Origin of the sequence: Mycolicibacterium arabiense (assembly GCF_010731815.2) — a bacterium.
In the GTDB taxonomy this organism is placed as follows: Bacteria; Actinomycetota; Actinomycetes; order Mycobacteriales; family Mycobacteriaceae; genus Mycobacterium; species Mycobacterium arabiense.
In genome coordinates, this window is record NZ_AP022593.1 from 37,028 (window position 1) to 54,733 (window position 17,706).

Here is a 17,706-nt window from a genome sequence, read left to right on the forward strand (position 1 = left end):
GTGCAGACCGACTCCGACAGCGCAATAGCCAGCCAGCAGGCCATCAGCGCGGAGATCGCGGCGATCGTGGCCGACTACGAGCGCGCAGGCGTCGAGGAGGCGCAACCCCGCCTCGACTACCGGCCGTACCGCAGCAGCCTGCTGCGGCACCCGACCAAGGACCTGCACCACGCCGACCCGGAGGGCGTGGAGTTGTGGACGCCGTGCTTCTCCGAGCGCGACGTCAACCCGCTGGAAGCCGACCTCACCATCCAGCACGGCGGTGAGCCCATCGGCGAGCGGATGGTGGTGACCGGACGGGTGGTCGACGGCGACGGCAGGCCGGTGCGGCGACAGCTCGTCGAGATCTGGCAGGCGAATGCGGGCGGTCGCTACATCCACAAGCGCGACCAGCATCCCGCGGCGATCGACCCCAACTTCACGGGCGTCGGCCGTTGCCTGACCGACGACGACGGCACCTACCGGTTCACCACCATCAAGCCGGGACCGTACCCGTGGAAGAACCACCGCAACGCCTGGCGGCCGGCGCACATCCACTTCTCGCTGTTCGGAACGGAATTCACGCAGCGAATGATCACTCAGATGTACTTCCCGAACGATCCGCTGTTCGCGCTCGACCCGATCTACCAGTCCATCACCGACCGGAAGGCACGCGACCGGCTGGTCGCCGCCTACGACCACGACGTCACGACCCACGAGTGGGCGACCGGATACCGCTGGGACATCGTGCTCACCGGCGCGACCCGGACACCCGTGGAGGAGGACCGATGAGCACACTGCTGACCGCCACGCCGGGACAAACCGTCGGCCCCTTCTTCGGCTACGCCCTGCCCTTCGACCGATGCCACGAACTGGTGCCGCCCAGTTCACCGAACGCCGTCCAGCTCTCCGGCATCGTCACCGACGGTGACGGCCGCCCCGTCCCCGATGCGCTGCTGGAGATCTGGCAGGCCGACGTCGACGGCACGGTGCCCCGGGCCGCCGGGTCCCTGCACCGGGACGGCTTCACCTTCACCGGATGGGGGCGGGCCAGCACCGGTGACGACGGGCGGTATTCGTTCTCCACCGTGATCCCCGGCCCCACCAGCCCGGGAACGGCGCCCTTCATCCTCGTCACCGTGTTCGCCCGCGGCCTGCTCAACCGGCTGTTCACCCGCGCGTACGTGCCCGGCGATCACCTGGGCGAGGATCCGCTGCTGGCCTCGCTGCCTGCCGAGCGCCGGGAGACCCTGATCGCCACGCGCGACGAGGGCGGACTGCGCTTCGACGTCTCCCTGCAGGGTCCCCGCGAGACCGTCTTCCTGCGCTACCCCGGGCAGCAACGGTGACCGACCTCTTCTGGCCGGGCGACCACCTCGCCGGCGACCTGATGAGCGACGAGGCGTTCCTCGCCGCGATGATCGCCGTGGAACGGGCGTGGCTCGGCTGCCTCGTCGACGCAGGCATCGCCCCCGCGGACGCCCGCGCGGACCTGTCCGTCGCCGACGGCGACGCCGAGGAGATCGCGCGTCGCGCCGACGTCGACGGCAATCCCGTCAGTGCCCTCGTCGCGATCCTGCGGGACCGCTCGGACCCGACGGCGGCGCGGTGGCTGCACCGCGGGCTGACGAGTCAGGACGTGCTCGACACCGCACTGATCATCTGCGTGCGCGACGTGCTGATCAGGGTCGGCGTCGAGTGCGCTGCGCAGATCCGCGCACTCGCCGACCTCGCCGAAAGGCACCGCGGCGCACCGGCGCTCGCGCGCACGCTCACCCAGGCGGCACTGCCCGCCACGATGGGCGCCAAGATCGCACGCTGGCTCGACGGCGTGCTCGACGCCGCGGAGCCGCTGGCCGACCTGCGGATGTCGTTGCCCGTCCAGGTGGGTGGGGCGGTGGGCACGCTCGCGGCCACGACCGAACTGGCCGGGTCGGTCGACGGAGCGCTTGCCCTCGGCGACGCACTGGCCGACGAACTGATCTTGGCGCCCACGACGCCGTGGCACACCACTCGCTCGCCGGTCACCCGGATCGGGGATGCGCTGGTGACGTGCTGCGACGCCTGGGGGCACATTGCCGCCGACGTGGCAACGGGCAGTCGCCCCGAAGTCGGTGAACTGGCGGAGGGGAGTGGCGGCGGGTCATCGACCATGCCGCACAAGCACAATCCGGTGCGCTCGGTGTTGATCCGCCGCGCTGCACTCACCGCAGGCCCGTTCGGTGCCACGCTGCACATCGCGTCGGCCGCGAGCGTGGACGAACGCTCCGACGGCGCCTGGCACGCGGAATGGGCCACGCTGCGGGCGCTCGCGCGGCGCACCGTCGTCGCCGCCGCTCACATGTCCGACCTGGTCTCCGGGCTCCGGGTCGACGAGGCCCGCGCCGCCGCCAACCTCGCCGCCGCCGATGGTCTGCTCGCCGAACAGCGGACGATGAGCGAATTGACCGGCAGAACAACGCTTCCCGACTACACGGGTGCGGCGGACCGACTCGTCGAGGCGACACTGGATCGGGCCCGCCGCTTCCTCGAGGAGTCCTCGTGACCGTTCCCGAACTCGCCGTCGTCGACTTCGGCGGACCGGCCGACGCCCCCCTGATCCTGCTGGGCCCCTCGCTGGGCACCTCGGCCGCCACCCTGTGGGGTGGGGTTGCCGATCGGCTCGTCGAGCACGCCCGCCTCGTCGCATGGGACCTTCCCGGCCACGGCCGCAGCGCACGACCCAGCGACCCGTTCGGCATCGCCGATCTCGCAGCCGCGGTGCTCGCGCTGGCCGACCGGCTCGGCGCCGAGACCTTTCACTACGCAGGCGATTCGGTGGGCGGCGCGGTCGGCATCCAGTTGGTCCTCGACACGCCGCGCCGGATCAGCTCCGCCACGCTGATGTGCACCGGCGCGGTGATCGGCACACCCGACGGGTGGCGCCAGCGCGCAGCCACCGTACGCGCTCAGGGCATCTGGCCGATGGTGGACGCCGCACCCGGGCGTTGGTTCGCACCAGGCTTCACCGAGAGGCACCCCGGCGTCGCCGCCATGTTGCTCGACGGCCTGAGCCACACCGATCCGGAGGCCTACGCGAAGACGTGTGACGCGCTGGCCGACTTCGACGTCGTGCGGCGGCTGCCCGAGATCACCGTCCCCGTCCTCGCGATCGCGGGCCGCGACGACGTGCCCACGCCGCCGGAGTCGTTGCAGCGCATCGCCTCCGGAGTCTCCGACGGCGAACTCGTCGTGCTCGACGGCGTCGGTCACCTCGCGCCGGCGGAGGCGCCCGACCGGGTTGCGGCGCTGATCGCCGAGAACGCCGGGCTGCCGGCGTCTCCCATTCCCGACACCGTCGACGACGTCTACCGGGCAGGCATGGCCGTACGCCGCGAGGTGCTCGGCGACGCCCACGTCGATCGGGCGGTGGCCGCCACCACCGACCTGACCGCGGACTTCCAGCGCATGATCACCGAGTACGCCTGGGGTGGCATCTGGACCAGACCCGGACTGGATTGCCGCAGCCGCTCGATGATCACGCTGACGGCGCTCATCGCGCGCGGCCACCACGAAGAGTTCGCGATGCACCTGCGCGCTGCCCGCCGAAACGGCCTGACCAACGACGAGATCAAGGAGCTGATCATGCAGACCGCGATCTACTGTGGCGTCCCGGACGCCAACTCCGCGTTCCGGATCGCCGCCGACGTGCTGTCCGACTACGACGCCCAGGGCGGTGCCCGATGACGTCGATCACCGGCGACCCGGCGGAGGCGGTGGCCGGCATCGCCGACGGGTCGACCGTCCTGGTCGGCGGTTTTGGCATGGCCGGCATGCCCACCGCGCTGATCGACGCGCTGATCGCCCACGGCGCCACCGACCTGACCATCGTCAGCAACAACGCGGGCAACGGCGACACCGGTCTGGCCGCGCTGCTGGCCGCCGGGCGGGTGCGCCGAGTCATCTGTTCCTTTCCGAGGCAGGCCGATTCGTACGTCTTCGACGAGTTGTACCGCGCGGGCAGGATCGACCTGGAGGTGGTGCCGCAGGGCAACCTCGCCGAACGGATGCGGGCCGCGGGTGCGGGGATCGGTGCGTTCTTCTGCCCGACCGGCTACGGCACCGACCTCGCCGAGGGCAAGGAGACGCGCACGATAGACGGACGCGACTACGTCCTCGAGTATCCGATCCGGGGGGACGTCGCCCTGATCGGCGCCCATCGCAGTGACCGGATGGGCAATCTCGTCTACCGCAAGACCGCACGGAACTTCGGACCCGTGATGGCGACGGCGGCCGACCTCACCATCGTCGAGGTGTCCGCCGTCGTCGAGACCGGCAGCCTCGACCCGGAAGTCGTCGTGACGCCGTCCATCTACGTCGACCGGGTCCTCGACCTCAGCGCAGCGACCAGCCAGGTATCGGAGGCCTTGTGACCAGCACCCTCAGCGTGTCGAAGACTGTCGAGAACCTCGACCGTGGACCACTCGGCCGGGACGAGATGGCCCAGGCCGTCGCCGCGGACATCCCACCCGGGTCGTTCGTCAACCTCGGGATCGGCCAACCCACCAAGGTGTCCGACTACCTGGCCCCCGACAGCGGAATCGTCCTGCACACCGAGAACGGCATGCTGGGCATGGGGCCCGAGGCCGTCGGCGACGAGATCGACCCCGATCTGATCAACGCGGGCAAGATCCCGGTCACCGAACTGCCCGGTGCGGCCTACTTCCACCACGCCGACTCGTTCGCGATGATGCGCGGCGGACATCTCGACGTGTGCGTCCTCGGCGCCTTCCAGGTGTCCGAGCACGGCGACCTCGCCAACTGGCACACCGGGGCACCGGGGGCGATCCCCGCCGTCGGCGGCGCCATGGATTTGGCGATCGGGGCGAAGGACGTCTTCGTGATGATGACGCTGTTCACCAAGGACGGAACGCCGAAGTTGGTGTCGCGCTGCACCTATCCGCTGACGGGCCTGGCGTGCGTCAGCAGGGTGTACACCGAACTCGGGACATTCGCCGTCGGCGCCGACGGCATCCGGGTCATCGCGACCTACGGAATCTCCGTCGACGAACTCCGGGAACGTCTGGAGCCGACGCTCCGACGGGTGGAGGAGCGATGACCCTCACGACGAATCGCCACGTCAAGACCATCGCGACGGTCTGCCTGTCCGGGACGCTCGACGACAAGCTGGTCGCCGCCGCCCACGCAGGGTTCGACGGCATCGAGCTGTTCGAGCCGGACCTCGTCGCGTCGACGTCGAGTCCCAAGCAGATCCGCGAGCGATGCGCAGAACTCGGACTGCAGATCGTGCTGTATCAACCGTTCCGGGATCTCGACAGCACCGACCCCGAGCAGTTCGAGCGGAACCTCAACCGGCTCGACCGCAAGTTCGACGTCATGACCGAACTCGGCGTCGACCTGATCCTGGTCTGCTCGAACGCATCGGCCGACGCGGTCGCCGACATGGACGAGCTGGCAACTCAATTGCGCGCGGCGGGGGAACTCGCCGACCGCCGTGGGATGCGAATCGCCTACGAGGCCCTGGCCTGGGGCCGCACGGTCGATCTGTGGCAGCAGTCCTGGGACGCGGTCCGGCGAGCCGACCATCCAGCGGTCGGGCTGTGCCTGGACAGCTTCCACATCTTGTCGCGCTCGTCGACGATCGACGAATTGGGCGAGGTGCCCAGCGACAAGATCTTCTTCCTCCAGCTGGCCGACGCACCACACAAGGACATGGACGTGCTGCAGTGGAGCAGGCACTATCGCCTGTTCCCGGGGGAGGGCGCGTTCGATCTCGTCGACTTCACCGCGGCGGTACTCGGCGCCGGGTACCGGGGCCCACTGTCACTGGAAGTGTTCAACGACGTCTTCCGGCAGTCCTCGCCGGTCCGCACTGCCATCGACGCGGTCCGGTCGCTCGGTGCGCTGGAAGCCGGACTCGACGACGCGCTGCCGCGGCAGCGGTTCGACGCCGCGTTCGTCGAACTGAGCGTCACCCCCACCAACCTCACCACGGCAGAACATGCGTTGTCGGCGTTGGGATTCAGACAGTCGGCGACGCACCGGTCCAAGCGCGTCACGGCGTGGACGCAGTCGAGTGCGACGATCCTGCTGACCGTCACGACCGATGCCGCCGAGGACGACTCCTCGGCACTGGCCGCCATCGCGTTCGACGCGGAGGACCCCACGGGGTTCGCGGCGTCGGCCGAGGGCCTCAACGTCTCCGCCCTGCCGCGCGTGGTGCGGCCGGGCGAGGCCGACCTGCCCGCCGTCGCGGCACCGGACGGTGTGTCGATCTTCTTCGTCTCGACCGAGGAGGGCCCGCTGGACTGGCGCCGCGACTTCGAACCCGTGCCGCCGACCGACGCCGCCTCCGGTGTGGGCATCACCGCGATCGATCACGTCTCGGTCACCGCGCCGTTCGACCGGTACGACGAGAGCGTTCTGTTCTACCGCTCCGTGTTGGGGATGCGCACCGAGGAGGTGGCCGAATATCCCGGGCCGTACGGGTTGGTGCGCAGCCATCTGCTCCGCGCGCCGGAACCTTCGGGATTCGGTGTGGCGCTTGACGGTCCGCTGCTGCGGCGCGGCAAGTGGACCCCGGGCGTGCAGACCCCGCAGCACATCGCGTTGCTCACCGACGACGTCCTCGCCACCCTGGACGCGCTGCCCGGGGACGCCCCGATCCTGCGCATTCCAGAGAACTACTACGTCGACCTTCGGGCTCGTCTCGATCTCGACGACGAGTTCGTGGAGCGGCTGCGTCGGTCGAACGTGCTGTACGACAGGAGCCCCGATGGGGAGTACCTGCACGCCTACACCACGGTGATCGGCTCGCAGGTGTACTTCGAGATCATCGAGCGGCGAGGCAACTACCGGGGGCGTCCCCTCGCGGACGCCCCGATCCGCATGGCCGCTCACGTCGCCGCGCGACGAGGCAGGACCGAGAAGTAGGCGGCGCGGGCATAAACGCCTAAAAAGACAGACTGAAAGCCGCAGCCTCTGTGGTCTGTCGAAGAAACCGCCTCGCAGCGGGATCCGCGCCTGCGCCGACAGTAGTCCGGCCGGCGGGCCCACGGCAAGGCTCACTGAGCGTTGCGCACGCCCGTCAGCGACACCAACCCCATGTCGCGGTACAGCGCCGCGGGCGGCACCTCTCGGAATCCCCGTACGCCCGCCCGTCCGGTCGCCGCCTGTGCGATCTTGCGGGCGATGCGGTAGTCGAGATCCTTCAGGACGCCCCGGTCGGTCGTCGCGTCGAGCAGCGCCGGCAGACCGGCGACCGAGAAGGGGCTGGCCGGGTCCAGCATGACGTTGGTGGCCGAGACGAGGTGGCGGGCCCGCTCCTCGACGGGAAGCGACGCCAACGCGGGCGCGGCACCGTCGATGCGGGTGACGATGCGTCTGATGAAGCGGCGCAACCGATGCGGCCCGAGCGCCACGGTGCCTGCATGCGTGACCGACAGGCCGAGACAGTCGATGCGACCGCGCCCGACGTAGGCCGGGTCGATCGTGCAGGGCCTGCCGTGGCCACTCAGCGCGGTGCGCAGCTCCTTGGACAGCTTGCGACGCACGCCCAGTCCGTCGGTAAGCCCGTCGATCCTCCGATCGGCCTCGTGGATCGCGTCGAGGTCCTTGTGGGCCAAGATGAAGTCGTCGTTGTAGCGGACGTAGAACATGCCGTCGATGTCCGAGATGGCCCTGTCCATGGGGACCACCGCGAGATTGCCCAGCAGTGGCACCAGCGGCGTCCCCATCGCGATGCCGTTCACCCGGGTGAACTCGGCTCCGTCGGCGTCCCGAACCACCGGGCGGATCAGCGTGGTGATGAGATCCCAGCTGCGAGAATCGATGTCACCGCTGACGCTGCCGAGTGAGGCGACCTCGCGCACGGTGCGCCACAGCGCCGCGCCGGGGCCGACGGGGAGGTTGTCCCCGTACTTCTCGAAGTCCGACTGCAGCACGTAAACCGGACCCGACGCCCGACCGCCCCGTTCTCGATGCGTTCGCACGAACCGGGCGAACGCGCGCATGGCGCCGAGGTTGGTCAGGCCAGGGAGATAGGAGTACACGCCCGGCAGGCCGTAGCAGCGGGCGTTGTGGGTCAGGATCTTGAACAGCGACGAGCCGATGACGTGGTCGACGAATGCAGGCTGGTGGGCGGCGCGTCGCTTGCCGTTGGTCTCCAGGAACCAGAGATCGACGGGCTGCGGCCGGTAAGTGCCGTCTGCGATGCTGCGTGCGATCGCGCGCGAGAGTGCCCGCCGGTCCGCCGCTGCGTCGAGATAGGTGACGCCGTCGGAGACCTCGTTGAAGCCCAGTCCGCGCTCGCTGCGCTTCGAGTAGATCCGGAGGATGGTGTCCTCGTAAGTCTTTGGGTCGACCAGTCGTCGTCCGATGTCGATCGGTTCACTTGGCATGGACGACGCCTTCGCCGGGGCGTCTACCGAGGCGCCACGTCTTCAGCGTCCGCAGCCACAGCTGGAACTGCTCGGGGGCGGGATCCGGTGGCAGTACGAACACCATCCGCACCTTGTTGCGGTCGAAGATGGGCGATAGCCAGCGCCCGGCCACCAGGATCACCAGCGCGTCCTCGTCGAGGCTCCGGACCGCCTTCGGCAGCAGCGCGACGAGCAGGTCCGGATCCAGGCCACGCATGGCGCGCGCCCCCGCACGGGTCCCGAGATCGGCGACGAGGCCGTCCGGGAAGATGGCGAGGAATTCCGGTTGCAGGAGAGCCGGATTCACCGGCGGTGCGGGCACGGTGTCGACGGGCCTGAGCCACTTCGAGTCGAGGATGCGGTCCAGCGCGGCAGCACCGTCAGCGGCCGAGTCGGACCAGTGGCGTCCGCGGTTCACGGCTCCTCCGGTCACGGCCTGCATGGCCAGGTGCAGTTGGCCCGCTCGGTCACCGTCGGCAGCCCGCTCGTAGAAGACCAGCGAGGTTGGCGAGTGAAACGCCATGCACCCTCTGTCGCGCAACTCTTCCCGCACCAGCCGCACCGCTGCCGACCGCTGTCGCGCGGGGATCCACTCGGGCACGTTGACCGTTCCGGCGCGCACGGGACCGGGTTCCGCGGCCAGCGCTCTGATCCAGTCGCCCAGCGGCAACTGCGTCGGACGTGACGGCACTCGGTCGTGGAAGTGCTGCAGGTTGATGTGCACGATCAGCAGGACGATCATCGCCGCGGTCAACTCCAACAGATCCGAGGCGGGGTTGGCGTCCATCCACACCAGCCCGAACAGGATTGCGGTGAGGACGGTGGTGGCGGTCAGGCTGTTGTACCGGCCCTCGGCGAACAGCCGGATCTGGTAGGTGCCGATGAAGCTGCGCACGACGAACAGCGGAAGCAAGGCGAGCAGGAACGAGAACGGGATTCCGGGCAGGACCCACGTGCCCAGTGCGGCCGCCAGGCCCCAGAAGTAAAGGGTCACAACCGGGGTCACCCACAGCAGCTGGTGGAAGAACCAGACGCGGTACTCGCGCAACGCGGGCAGGCGCCGCAGCCGCACGAAGTCGAAGTAGAACACGCTCGTCGCCTCGTAGGCCCCACGGAACAGGGGCAGCGCGAGGTAGAAGAACTGGAAGGCGTCGATCTCCCGCCAGGTCTGGAGGCCGGCGGTGAGGTCGAAGGCCCGGGTGGTCGTGCCGTAGATCCCGGCGATGGCGAGGACGACGACCGCGTCGAGTCGCAGTCCGATCCCCGCCAGCGTCGTCTCCAACCCGAGCCGGACGGGTATCGACGGCAGTCGAAGCCGGCGACGGCCAGGCGCGCGGACGTTGGGCCACAAGCCTGCGAGGCGGTAGAGGCGGATCGCGAAGGTGACCGTGATCCAGATGGACAGTGCGTTGGAGACGATGATGGCGACGACGACCGCGGCGGTCGGGTAGAACATCACACCCGCGCCGATGACCAGCAGTTGGACGACGGTCGGGGCGAACAGCGTCCACAGCGGACGGTAGACGCGCCTGGTGGCGAACATCCCCGAATGCAGTACGCGCACGGGCATTCTGAAGGCCAGTTCGATGACGATCAGGAACGCGTACACGTGGCCGATCGTGTCGCCGTCCTGCGGCAGCAGCGCGCTCAGCGTCCCCGCGCCTGCCACCGTCACCGCCGCCGCGGCGAATACCGACAGGACCAGCCACGCGCCGATTTCACGTTCGATCCCGTCCCGGTCTCCGGACTCGGAGAGACCGCGCACTCGCTCGCGCATGATCTCGAGCAGGCCCCACCAGGCACCGCTGACGAGCAGGCTGCCGACCCGCAGGATCATGACGGTGTAGGCGGCCAGACCGCCGAGTGTGGTGAGGATGACCAGGAATTCGGCCACGTGGACGGCGAAGTTCGTCCCGTCGACCACGAGTAGGTAGCGCAGGCGGTAGCGGAAGTACGCGAACATCCGCCCGGTCAGCAAGCACGCGTAGAGCGAGACGGTTCGGTTCTCGCGGCGCCGGGTCCTGTCGAACCACCGATCGATGTCGTTCACCAACATCCTCTCCAGCGTTGACCGCTGAACCTTCTGCCGGTGATTGCTCAACGGCGCCGCGACGCTGTGGGAGGCTGCGTTGGAAAGGCGTCGGCGACGCTCGTCCCACTCCGTTCAGAAGGGTGCCGCATGCAGCGAGGCGACGTTACCGTATTCTCCATATCCGCGGTCCTGACCGCAGTGGTGGCTGCCGCCGTCGCGTGCAGTTTGCTGATGTTCGACGGAAACCGGTCGACGCTCGTCTCCGACAGCAGTTCCGACTCGAGTTGGCTCGTGCTGACCTGGAGTCCCAGCTTCTGCAAGGCACAGCCCGCGGATCCGGAATGCCGTTCGGGCGAACTCGTCGGCATGGAGCGGACTTTGATCCTGCACGGCTTGTGGCCCCAGCCGCGGGACAACCAATACTGCGGCGTATCGCGACGGCTCGAGGAGGTCGCCTCCAAGGGGCGCGGCGACCTGCCGCCGATCGAGTTGTCCGACGGCGTGCGTGCCGGTTTGCAGTCGACGATGGCCAACTCCTCTCACCTGTCGTTGCACGAGTGGTACGCCCACGGCACGTGCTCGGGCGTGACACCCGACGCCTACTTCGGCGATGCGGTCGCGCTGACCGCCCGAGTTCGCGAGACGTTGGACCCATTGTTCCGGGACGCCGACGGCGGACAGCTCCCGGTGAGCGCGGTCCGCGCCCGCATGGATGAACGGTTCGGCCCGGGGGCGGGGGAGCGCGTCGGACTCAGTTGCCTCAACGCGAAGGGGGAGGGCGCCTACGTCGTCGACGTGCGCTTGTCACTACCGTCGGTCGCCGCGCTCCGCACCATTGACGAGTCGCTCGATCTCGGCACGCTGCTGAACGAGGCTCCGCCCATCACGTCGGAGTGTGCCCACGGACTCGTTCCCTGAGCGTCGTGTCCGCGCACGAACTGATCGACGAGGTACGCCGCGCACTGGCCGCTGCCGGGGACGCCGACCGCGCGCCGGCGATGCAGGCGTACATGAAATCCGACATGCCGTTTCACGGCGTTCGCATGCCCGACCTCCGTCGCATCTGTGAACCGATCTTCTCGGCGCATCCGATCGAGTCGGTCGACGCGTTCGACGACACCGTCGAGCGCTTGTTCGCCGAGGCGACCCACCGAGAGGAGCGCTACGCCGCCATCCAGCTGGCGAGACACCGGCTCTACCGCGCGCATCAGACGCCGGACCGGATTCCCCTCTATCGGCGGCTGATCCTCACCGGGGCGTGGTGGGACACCGTGGACGAGATCGCCGGCAACCTGGTCGGACCGATCCTGGCCGCCCATCCTATGGAGGTGCGCCCGATCGTGCTCGGGTGGGCGACCGACTCCGACACGTGGCTGCGGCGAACGGCGATCATCTCGCAGCTCAACCTGAAGGACGAGACGGATCTGGCGCTGCTCACGGCAGCCATCGACTCGAACGCCGAGGACACCGACTTCTTCATCCGCAAGGCCATCGGCTGGGCGCTGCGGCAGTACGCGCGCACCGACCCGGAGTGGGTAAGGGCATTCGTCGAGGCGCGGGAAGGCCGGCTCAGCGGGCTGTCCAAACGCGAGGCGCTCAAGCGCCTCTGAGGCTGCGGCACCCGTCGGGAAAGTGAACTGACCCAGGGGTCACGGGAGGCTCGCGCAACCATCCGTCGACGCCTCACCGAGCCTCGTCGAGTGGCCGGGGAGGCACGCCCGGCATGGCCAAGCTGCCTCTGATGGGTTTGCACGGCAACGCCGATTCGGTTGCTTTCTCAAAGTTTTTCACCACCGATCGCAAGGAATAGACGATCTAGTTAACGATCAACGGCCTATTTGCCTGGACCGTCAAAATCGTTCAGTTTCTGAACTGAGCAAACCAAAATCGCCCATCAGCTAACTTCCCTAGTCGGACGAACGAACCGATCATGACTTTGCTGAAATTGTGCACCCACGTCAGAAATTGGTCAAAAAATGCCGGTCGATCGTGCTATATGCGCAGCTCAAGGGCATGTCATGAGTCATTGGAGTGATTAGGGTCGCAGGTGACTGGGAACCTCAATCTGCGTGAGAGGGCAACGTTCGGGGACGGGGCCACTGGGATCAGGCATTGAGGAGCAAGTCATGTTGCAAACCAAGAACGAACTGTGCACACCGGGTCTCGCGCGCTTCTTGGTGATCGGCGCCGCGACGGTCGCCGTCTCCGCCTTCGGAGCGACCGCTATGACTCCGACTTTGCGGCCCGTCTCGATGGACGTTGCCGAGATGGCCGCCATCGACGAGTCGAACACCACCATCGGCATCGCGGATTCCGACCTGTACTTCGAGTCCTACGAGCAGATCGACGCCGCGCTCGACGAGATGCAGGCGATGGGAGTCAACACCGTCCGAATCGGCATCCCGTGGGCCGGTATCAACCCGGTCGAGGGGTACTACGACTGGTCACAGTCGGACTACCTGATCAACGCGGCCGACGAGCGAGGGATGGGCATCCTGGCGGTCATCACCACGACGCCGACCTATCAGCAGAACGGGTCGGGCATCTACAGCGAGCCGATCGACCCGGCCGCCTACGGTGAATTCGCCGGCTTGGCCGCCGAGCGCTACGCGGGGCAGGTCGGCGCCTACGAGATCTGGAACGAACCCAATGCGGCGCCGTTCTACGGTCCGGCGCCCGACCCGGCCGGCTACACCGAGCTGCTCAAGGCGGCCTACACGTCCATCAAGGCAGCGGATCCCGACGCGACCGTCGTCGGTGGCGTCGTCGGTTCCACGGTCACCTACGGGAACTTCACCTTGAACCCCGTCGACTTCGTCGACCAGATGTACGACGCGGGCGCACAGGGCTACTTCGACGCCCTGTCATTTCACCCGTACCAGTACACGATGCCGTTCTCGACCGGCGGCTACCACCCGGACTCGCCGCTGAATCAGCTCGACGACATCCACGACCTGATGGTCGCCAACGGTGACGGCGACAAGCTGATTTGGGCCAGTGAGTACGGACAGCCCACGGCCGTGTCGAGCGAGGCCGAGCAGGCCGCGTACCTCGAGGACATGCTGACCACGTGGCGCGAGATCGGCTACACGGGACCGGCTTTCGTGTACACCCTCGAAGACGACCTCACCGGCAGCACGAATCCCGAGGACACGTTCGGCCTGATTCGGGACGACGGCACGTGGAAGCCGGCGGCGTATGTCATCCAGGAGCTGGCGCAGTCGGAGGAGACCACCCCCGAGATCGCGCAGATGGCCCTGGCCCTGCCGCAGGCCGAGACCGCCGCGCCGGAGGATCTCGCGACACTGGAGGAGATCGCCGGCCCCACGGATCCGACGACCGAGGCGCAGATGGCCGCTGCCACCGAGCAGTTGGCCGCCACCGCGCCCACCGCGACCGTCACCGACCCGGCAGCACCGGCGGTGGTGGAACCGGTGATCGCCGAGCCCGTCCTGGCCGAGCCCACGATCGTCGAACCCACGATCGTCGAACCCACGCTGGCCGAGCCCACGCTGGCCGAGCCGACCATCGCGGTCGCGCCCAGCGAGCCCACGGCGATCCCGACGCCGGATCTCGACTCCACCCGGTCGGTCGAGCTGGTCGACACGCCGACCACCGAACCGACGGTCGAGGCGCCGACCGAGCCGACGCCGACCAGTGTCGTCGACCAGACCCGGTCGACCGACCTGTCCGACGTCCCGACCACGGAGTCGCCCACCGGCACCACGTCGGGCACCACTTCGGGTGCGACGACGGACACCACGTCGGGTACCACTTCGGGTGCGACGACGGACACCACGTCGGGTTCCACCGCGACGAGCGGGTCGACGTCGAGCGACTCGACCTCGAGCGGTTCGACCTCGAGCGGTTCGACGTCGAAGTCCGACACGCCGAAGAAGCAGCGCGCCAACCGCTGATCACGGGGGTTGGAGGCAGGCGGGTCGCGACGACCCGCCTGCCTTCGCGTGTGCGCCACCATGAGACGCTGCCGATGTGTTCGTTCCGACGTACCGTGGCCGCGCAGCCGGTCTCGCACTGGGCTGTCTCGCCGACGCGTTGTTCGGCGACCCCCGCCGCGGTCATCCGGTCGCGCTCTTCGGCAGTGCCGCAATGCGTCTGGAACGTGTCATGTACGCCGACCGGCGCGGTGCCGGCGTCGCGTACACGGGTCTGCTCGTCGGGACGGTGCTGGCCGCGACGGTCGCAGCGGACCGTGCGGCCGCCCGGCGTGGTCCAGCCTGGACGGCGGGCCTGACCGCCCTGTGCACGTTCATCTCTCTGGGCGGCACGTCGCTCGCTCGCACCGGCGCTCAGATGTCCGCCCCGTTGGACGCAACCGACATCGCGGGCGCTCGCGCGCTGCTCCCGTCCCTGTGCGGACGTGATCCCGCCTCGCTCGACGCGTCCGGTCTGACGCGTGCCGCGCTGGAATCGATTGCGGAGAACACCTCCGACGCGGCGGTGGCGCCCCTGCTGTGGGGGATGGCGGCAGGTGCCCCCGGACTACTCGTCTACCGCGCAGCCAACACGCTCGACGCAATGGTGGGCTACCGATCGGCCCGCTATGAGCGCTTCGGCTGGGCCGCAGCGCGTTTCGACGACCTGCTCAACTACCTGCCGGCACGGCTGTCCGGATTGCTGGTGGCGGCCTGCGCCATGACGGTCGACGGCTCGGCGGGCGCCGCGCTCGAGGCCTGGCGTCGCGACGCCCGCAGGCATCCCAGCCCGAACGCCGGTGTGGCCGAGGCGTCGTTCGCAGGTGCCCTCGGGGTGCGCCTGGGCGGGCCGACGCAGTACGCCCACCGGCTCGAGATCCGTCCCACGCTCGGCGACGGCCGGACGCCGTCGGTGCCGGATCTGCGTCGTGCGGTGCGTCTTTCGCGTGCGGTGCAGGTGGGCGCCGCCGCCGTGTGCTCGGCGGGTGCCCTCGGACTCAGCGGCGTCGGCCGTACCGGTCGGCGAGCTTCTGATCGGGTGTGAGCGGAGTCGGTTCCTCGGCGCCGGTCGGCGCGGGCTGCGCGGCGGCCTTCTCCCTACGGCGCTGCTTGTACTCGGCGATGACGAAGTACCCCACGCCGATCGGCGCGATGATGCCGAAGGCGATCCACTGGATGCCGTAGGACAGGAACGGGCCGGAGTCGAGGTGTGGCAGCGGTATGACGCCGAGGCCGCCGGGCTGATCCTCGACCAGCTGCAGGTACGAACCCGCGACGGGGATGCCGGTGATGTCGCCGATCTGCCCGGTGTTGATGGAGTACACCTGCAGCGCGCCGTCCTGCCGGAACGGCTCCCTGCCGCTGGCCAGCAGCTCGGAGTCCCGCAGACGTGCGGTGATCGTGACCGTCTCCGACGGCACCGGGTCGATCTCGGGCACCTTGTTGCCGTCGATCGGTTTGACGAAACCGCGGTCGACGAGCACCGTCGGCCCACCCTGAACGGCGAACGGCACCAGGACCTCGAAGGCGGGCTCGCCGTCGATCGACCGGAGCCGAGCCAGCACCTGCCCCTGGGGTAGGTAGGACCCCGTCGCAGTCACCCGCTTCCAGGTGTCGTCGTTCGCCGACGAGTCCTGGCGCGGCAGCACGGTCTTCACGGGCACCGGTTCGGCGCTCAGGGACGCCGAGATCTGGGCGTTCTCCCGGGTGGTCTTCGTGTTCTTGCCCAGCTGCCACGGGGCGAGCACGGTGAAGCAGAGGTAGGCGAAGCCGATGACGACGACGTAGAGGGCAAGCCACTGGGGCCTGAGAAGGAACGCCAGCCGGCGGGCAGGAGCGAAGCGACCCGGGGTGTTCGTCGGGCGCATCAGCTCGCAGCCTCTCGGGCGGCGAGTTGCCCGTCGACCCAGTCGTGCAGACCGGGCAGCGACGTCTCGATGACGTCGAACACGTCCTCGAAGTCGGTGCGGGTGCCGTAATAGGGGTCTTCGACGTCGAGCGCGTGCGCCCCCGAACGCGGGTCGAACGACCGCAGCATGCGCAGCCGTTCAGGCGGGACGCCCTGGTCGCGCAGGATCCGCACGTGATTGCGGCCCATGGCGACCACCAGGTCCGCGCCGAGGTGGTCGTCGTCGAGCTGCGCGGCACGGTGGAAGGTGGGATAGCCGCGGTCGGCCAGCACGTCGGCGGCACGCGCGTCGGCGCCGTCACCCGCGTGCCAGCCACCCGTGCCGGCACTCGTCACCCGCACGACCCCGGCGAGCCCGCGCTCGGAGATTTGGTGGGCGAACATCTTCTCGGCCATCGGCGAGCGGCAGATGTTGCCCGAGCAGACGAACGTGACGTGCAGCGCGGGCGCGGTCTCAGACACCCAACACCTCCCGCAGATCGTCGATGGTCGACACGTGCCCCGCGGCCTGAACCGCTCCGGGATCGTCGAAGTCCTTCGCACCGTATCCCCAGCCGACGACGACGGTGTCGATGCCGTGTGCGGCCGCGCCGAGCACGTCGTGGTCCCGGTCGCCCACCATGAGTACGTCGGCGGGCAGCGGACCCAGCTGGGCCAGGGCGTGTGCCACCACGTCGGCCTTCGAGGACCGCACGCCGTCCACGCTGGCCCCCGCGACCACTTCGAAGTGGCCGTCGAGACCGAAGTGCTCGACGATGCGCTGCGCCATGGGCTCGGACTTCGAGGTGGCGACAGCCAGCCGCACGCCCTTGGCCCGCAGGTCCGCCAACAGCTCGGGGATTCCCTCGTACACGGCGTTCATCGACCAGCCGCGCGTCGTGTAGTCGGCCCGGTAGGCGGCGATCGCCTCGTCGGCGCGTTCCCCGAGCCCCATCCCGGACAGCGTCACGTGCATCGGCGGGCCCACGACCAGCGCCGCGAGGTCTCCCTCGGGCACGGCCGCGCCGATCCGAGCCAGGGCATGGCGAAAGCTCGACACGATGCCGCTGGCCGAATCGGTCAGCGTGCCGTCGAGGTCGAAGATCACCAACTGGGCGCTCACGCCTCCATTGTCGCCGACTACTGTCGTGCTGTGGCAAGGCAGATCCGATCGGCGGCGCGGTACCACGGTGACGAGGCCTCCGGCCCCGGCATGCTGGACTTCGCCGTCAACGTGCGCGCCGACGCGCCACCGGCCTGGTTGGCCGACCGCCTGCGAGCCAGGATGGGCGACCTCGGGCGATATCCCGGCGCCGACGACGTGGCCCGCGCCACGTCAGCCGTAGCGCTGCGCCACGGTCGGGACGTCGCCGAGGTGGCGCCGTCGTTCACGGAGCCGGAGGCCGCACTCGCCGCGGCGGTCCGGCCGGAGTGGCCGGTACTCCTCGACGC

16 protein-coding genes and 1 pseudogene are annotated in these 17,706 nt (G+C 69.0%); 12 read left to right on the top strand and 5 right to left on the bottom strand.

Going from position 1 to position 17,706, the window contains the following annotated elements:
• The 7 genes from pcaH to G6N61_RS01820 are packed head-to-tail and all read left to right on the top strand — an operon-like array spanning position 1 to position 6,912.
• Positions 1-771 carry a protocatechuate 3,4-dioxygenase subunit beta gene (pcaH, locus tag G6N61_RS01790; RefSeq protein ID WP_163916747.1) on the top strand — a complete coding sequence of 257 codons (771 nt, stop codon included), beginning with the start codon at positions 1-3 and terminating at the stop codon, positions 769-771.
• The gene (gene pcaG / locus G6N61_RS01795) at positions 768-1,328 is read left to right on the top strand and encodes a protocatechuate 3,4-dioxygenase subunit alpha (protein ID WP_163916749.1); all 561 of its coding nucleotides are present in this window, start codon (positions 768-770) and stop codon (positions 1,326-1,328) included. The genes pcaH and pcaG overlap by 4 nt, the downstream gene beginning before the upstream one ends.
• Positions 1,325-2,524: a lyase family protein gene (locus G6N61_RS01800; RefSeq protein ID WP_163916751.1), complete on the top strand. Its 1,200-nt coding sequence runs from the start codon at positions 1,325-1,327 to the stop codon at positions 2,522-2,524. The genes pcaG and G6N61_RS01800 overlap by 4 nt, the downstream gene beginning before the upstream one ends.
• Positions 2,521-3,705 (top strand): bifunctional 3-oxoadipate enol-lactonase/4-carboxymuconolactone decarboxylase PcaDC, encoded by a 1,185-nt coding sequence (gene pcaDC / locus G6N61_RS01805; protein WP_163916753.1) that lies wholly within the window; start codon positions 2,521-2,523, stop codon positions 3,703-3,705. Before G6N61_RS01800 ends, pcaDC begins: the two co-directional genes overlap by 4 nt.
• On the top strand, positions 3,702-4,391 hold the full coding sequence (locus G6N61_RS01810) for a 3-oxoacid CoA-transferase subunit A (protein WP_163916755.1): 690 nt from the start codon (positions 3,702-3,704) through the stop codon (positions 4,389-4,391). The genes pcaDC and G6N61_RS01810 overlap by 4 nt, the downstream gene beginning before the upstream one ends.
• The gene (locus G6N61_RS01815; protein ID WP_407666354.1) at positions 4,388-5,077 is read left to right on the top strand and encodes a 3-oxoacid CoA-transferase subunit B; all 690 of its coding nucleotides are present in this window, start codon (positions 4,388-4,390) and stop codon (positions 5,075-5,077) included. Before G6N61_RS01810 ends, G6N61_RS01815 begins: the two co-directional genes overlap by 4 nt.
• The gene (locus G6N61_RS01820; protein ID WP_163916757.1) at positions 5,074-6,912 is read left to right on the top strand and encodes a sugar phosphate isomerase/epimerase and 4-hydroxyphenylpyruvate domain-containing protein; all 1,839 of its coding nucleotides are present in this window, start codon (positions 5,074-5,076) and stop codon (positions 6,910-6,912) included. Before G6N61_RS01815 ends, G6N61_RS01820 begins: the two co-directional genes overlap by 4 nt.
• 131 nt (positions 6,913-7,043) lie before the next feature.
• Here the strand turns inward: G6N61_RS01820 and G6N61_RS01825 are convergent, their stop codons facing one another.
• Both G6N61_RS01825 and G6N61_RS01830 read right to left on the bottom strand, forming a co-directional pair.
• Positions 7,044-8,378, bottom strand: a complete 1,335-nt coding sequence (locus G6N61_RS01825; RefSeq protein WP_163916759.1) for a reverse transcriptase family protein — start codon at positions 8,376-8,378, stop codon at positions 7,044-7,046.
• Entirely contained in the window at positions 8,368-10,455 is a 2,088-nt protein-coding gene (locus G6N61_RS01830; protein ID WP_407666355.1) for a hypothetical protein, read from the bottom strand. The genes G6N61_RS01825 and G6N61_RS01830 overlap by 11 nt, the downstream gene beginning before the upstream one ends.
• Before the next feature lie 207 nt (positions 10,456-10,662).
• On the opposite strand from G6N61_RS01830, the gene G6N61_RS01835 reads away from it, so the two are divergent.
• From G6N61_RS01835 to G6N61_RS01850, 4 genes are all read left to right on the top strand, one after another.
• Positions 10,663-11,349: a ribonuclease T2 family protein gene (locus tag G6N61_RS01835; RefSeq protein ID WP_235887372.1), complete on the top strand. Its 687-nt coding sequence runs from the start codon at positions 10,663-10,665 to the stop codon at positions 11,347-11,349.
• Between the two features lie 5 nt (positions 11,350-11,354).
• Positions 11,355-12,041 (top strand): DNA alkylation repair protein, encoded by a 687-nt coding sequence (locus G6N61_RS01840; RefSeq protein ID WP_170314450.1) that lies wholly within the window; start codon positions 11,355-11,357, stop codon positions 12,039-12,041.
• A gap of 516 nt (positions 12,042-12,557) precedes the next feature.
• Complete coding sequence (locus tag G6N61_RS01845; protein ID WP_163916765.1) at positions 12,558-14,348, top strand: cellulase family glycosylhydrolase; 1,791 nt, start codon at positions 12,558-12,560, stop codon at positions 14,346-14,348.
• Positions 14,349-14,424: 76 nt separating this feature from the next.
• Entirely contained in the window at positions 14,425-15,411 is a 987-nt protein-coding gene (locus G6N61_RS01850; protein WP_163916767.1) for a cobalamin biosynthesis protein, read from the top strand.
• Here G6N61_RS01850 and G6N61_RS01855 read toward each other — a convergent pair.
• The 3 genes from G6N61_RS01855 to G6N61_RS01865 are packed head-to-tail and all read right to left on the bottom strand — an operon-like array spanning position 15,365 to position 17,419.
• Complete coding sequence (locus tag G6N61_RS01855; protein WP_163916769.1) at positions 15,365-16,234, bottom strand: SURF1 family cytochrome oxidase biogenesis protein; 870 nt, start codon at positions 16,232-16,234, stop codon at positions 15,365-15,367. The two genes, G6N61_RS01850 and G6N61_RS01855, sit on opposite strands and share 47 nt — an antisense overlap.
• Entirely contained in the window at positions 16,234-16,737 is a 504-nt protein-coding gene (locus G6N61_RS01860) for a low molecular weight protein-tyrosine-phosphatase (protein WP_163916771.1), read from the bottom strand. The genes G6N61_RS01855 and G6N61_RS01860 overlap by 1 nt, the downstream gene beginning before the upstream one ends.
• A complete protein-coding gene (locus tag G6N61_RS01865; RefSeq protein WP_235887702.1) occupies positions 16,730-17,419 on the bottom strand; it encodes an HAD-IA family hydrolase in 690 nt (229 codons plus the stop codon). Before G6N61_RS01865 ends, G6N61_RS01860 begins: the two co-directional genes overlap by 8 nt.
• Between G6N61_RS01865 and G6N61_RS01870 the strand changes: the two are divergent.
• Positions 17,408-17,704, top strand: a pseudogene (locus G6N61_RS01870) (Rv2231c family pyridoxal phosphate-dependent protein CobC); the annotation flags it as partial. The gene G6N61_RS01865 and the pseudogene G6N61_RS01870 overlap by 12 nt on opposite strands.
• Positions 17,705-17,706: the final 2 nt, after the last annotated feature.

Bases quoted from the DNA above. Each gene is read 5' to 3' on its own strand.
- G6N61_RS01820 (WP_163916757.1), top strand. From the start codon at position 5,074: ATGACCCTCACGACGAATCGCCACGTCAAGACCATCGCGACGGTCTGC.
- G6N61_RS01855 (WP_163916769.1), bottom strand. From the start codon at position 16,234: ATGCGCCCGACGAACACCCCGGGTCGCTTCGCTCCTGCCCGCCGGCTG.
- G6N61_RS01835 (WP_235887372.1), top strand. From the start codon at position 10,663: ATGTTCGACGGAAACCGGTCGACGCTCGTCTCCGACAGCAGTTCCGAC.
- G6N61_RS01845 (WP_163916765.1), top strand. From the start codon at position 12,558: ATGTTGCAAACCAAGAACGAACTGTGCACACCGGGTCTCGCGCGCTTC.
- G6N61_RS01830 (WP_407666355.1), bottom strand. From the start codon at position 10,455: ATGTTGGTGAACGACATCGATCGGTGGTTCGACAGGACCCGGCGCCGC.
- pcaG (WP_163916749.1), top strand. From the start codon at position 768: ATGAGCACACTGCTGACCGCCACGCCGGGACAAACCGTCGGCCCCTTC.
- G6N61_RS01810 (WP_163916755.1), top strand. From the start codon at position 3,702: ATGACGTCGATCACCGGCGACCCGGCGGAGGCGGTGGCCGGCATCGCC.
- G6N61_RS01825 (WP_163916759.1), bottom strand. From the start codon at position 8,378: ATGCCAAGTGAACCGATCGACATCGGACGACGACTGGTCGACCCAAAG.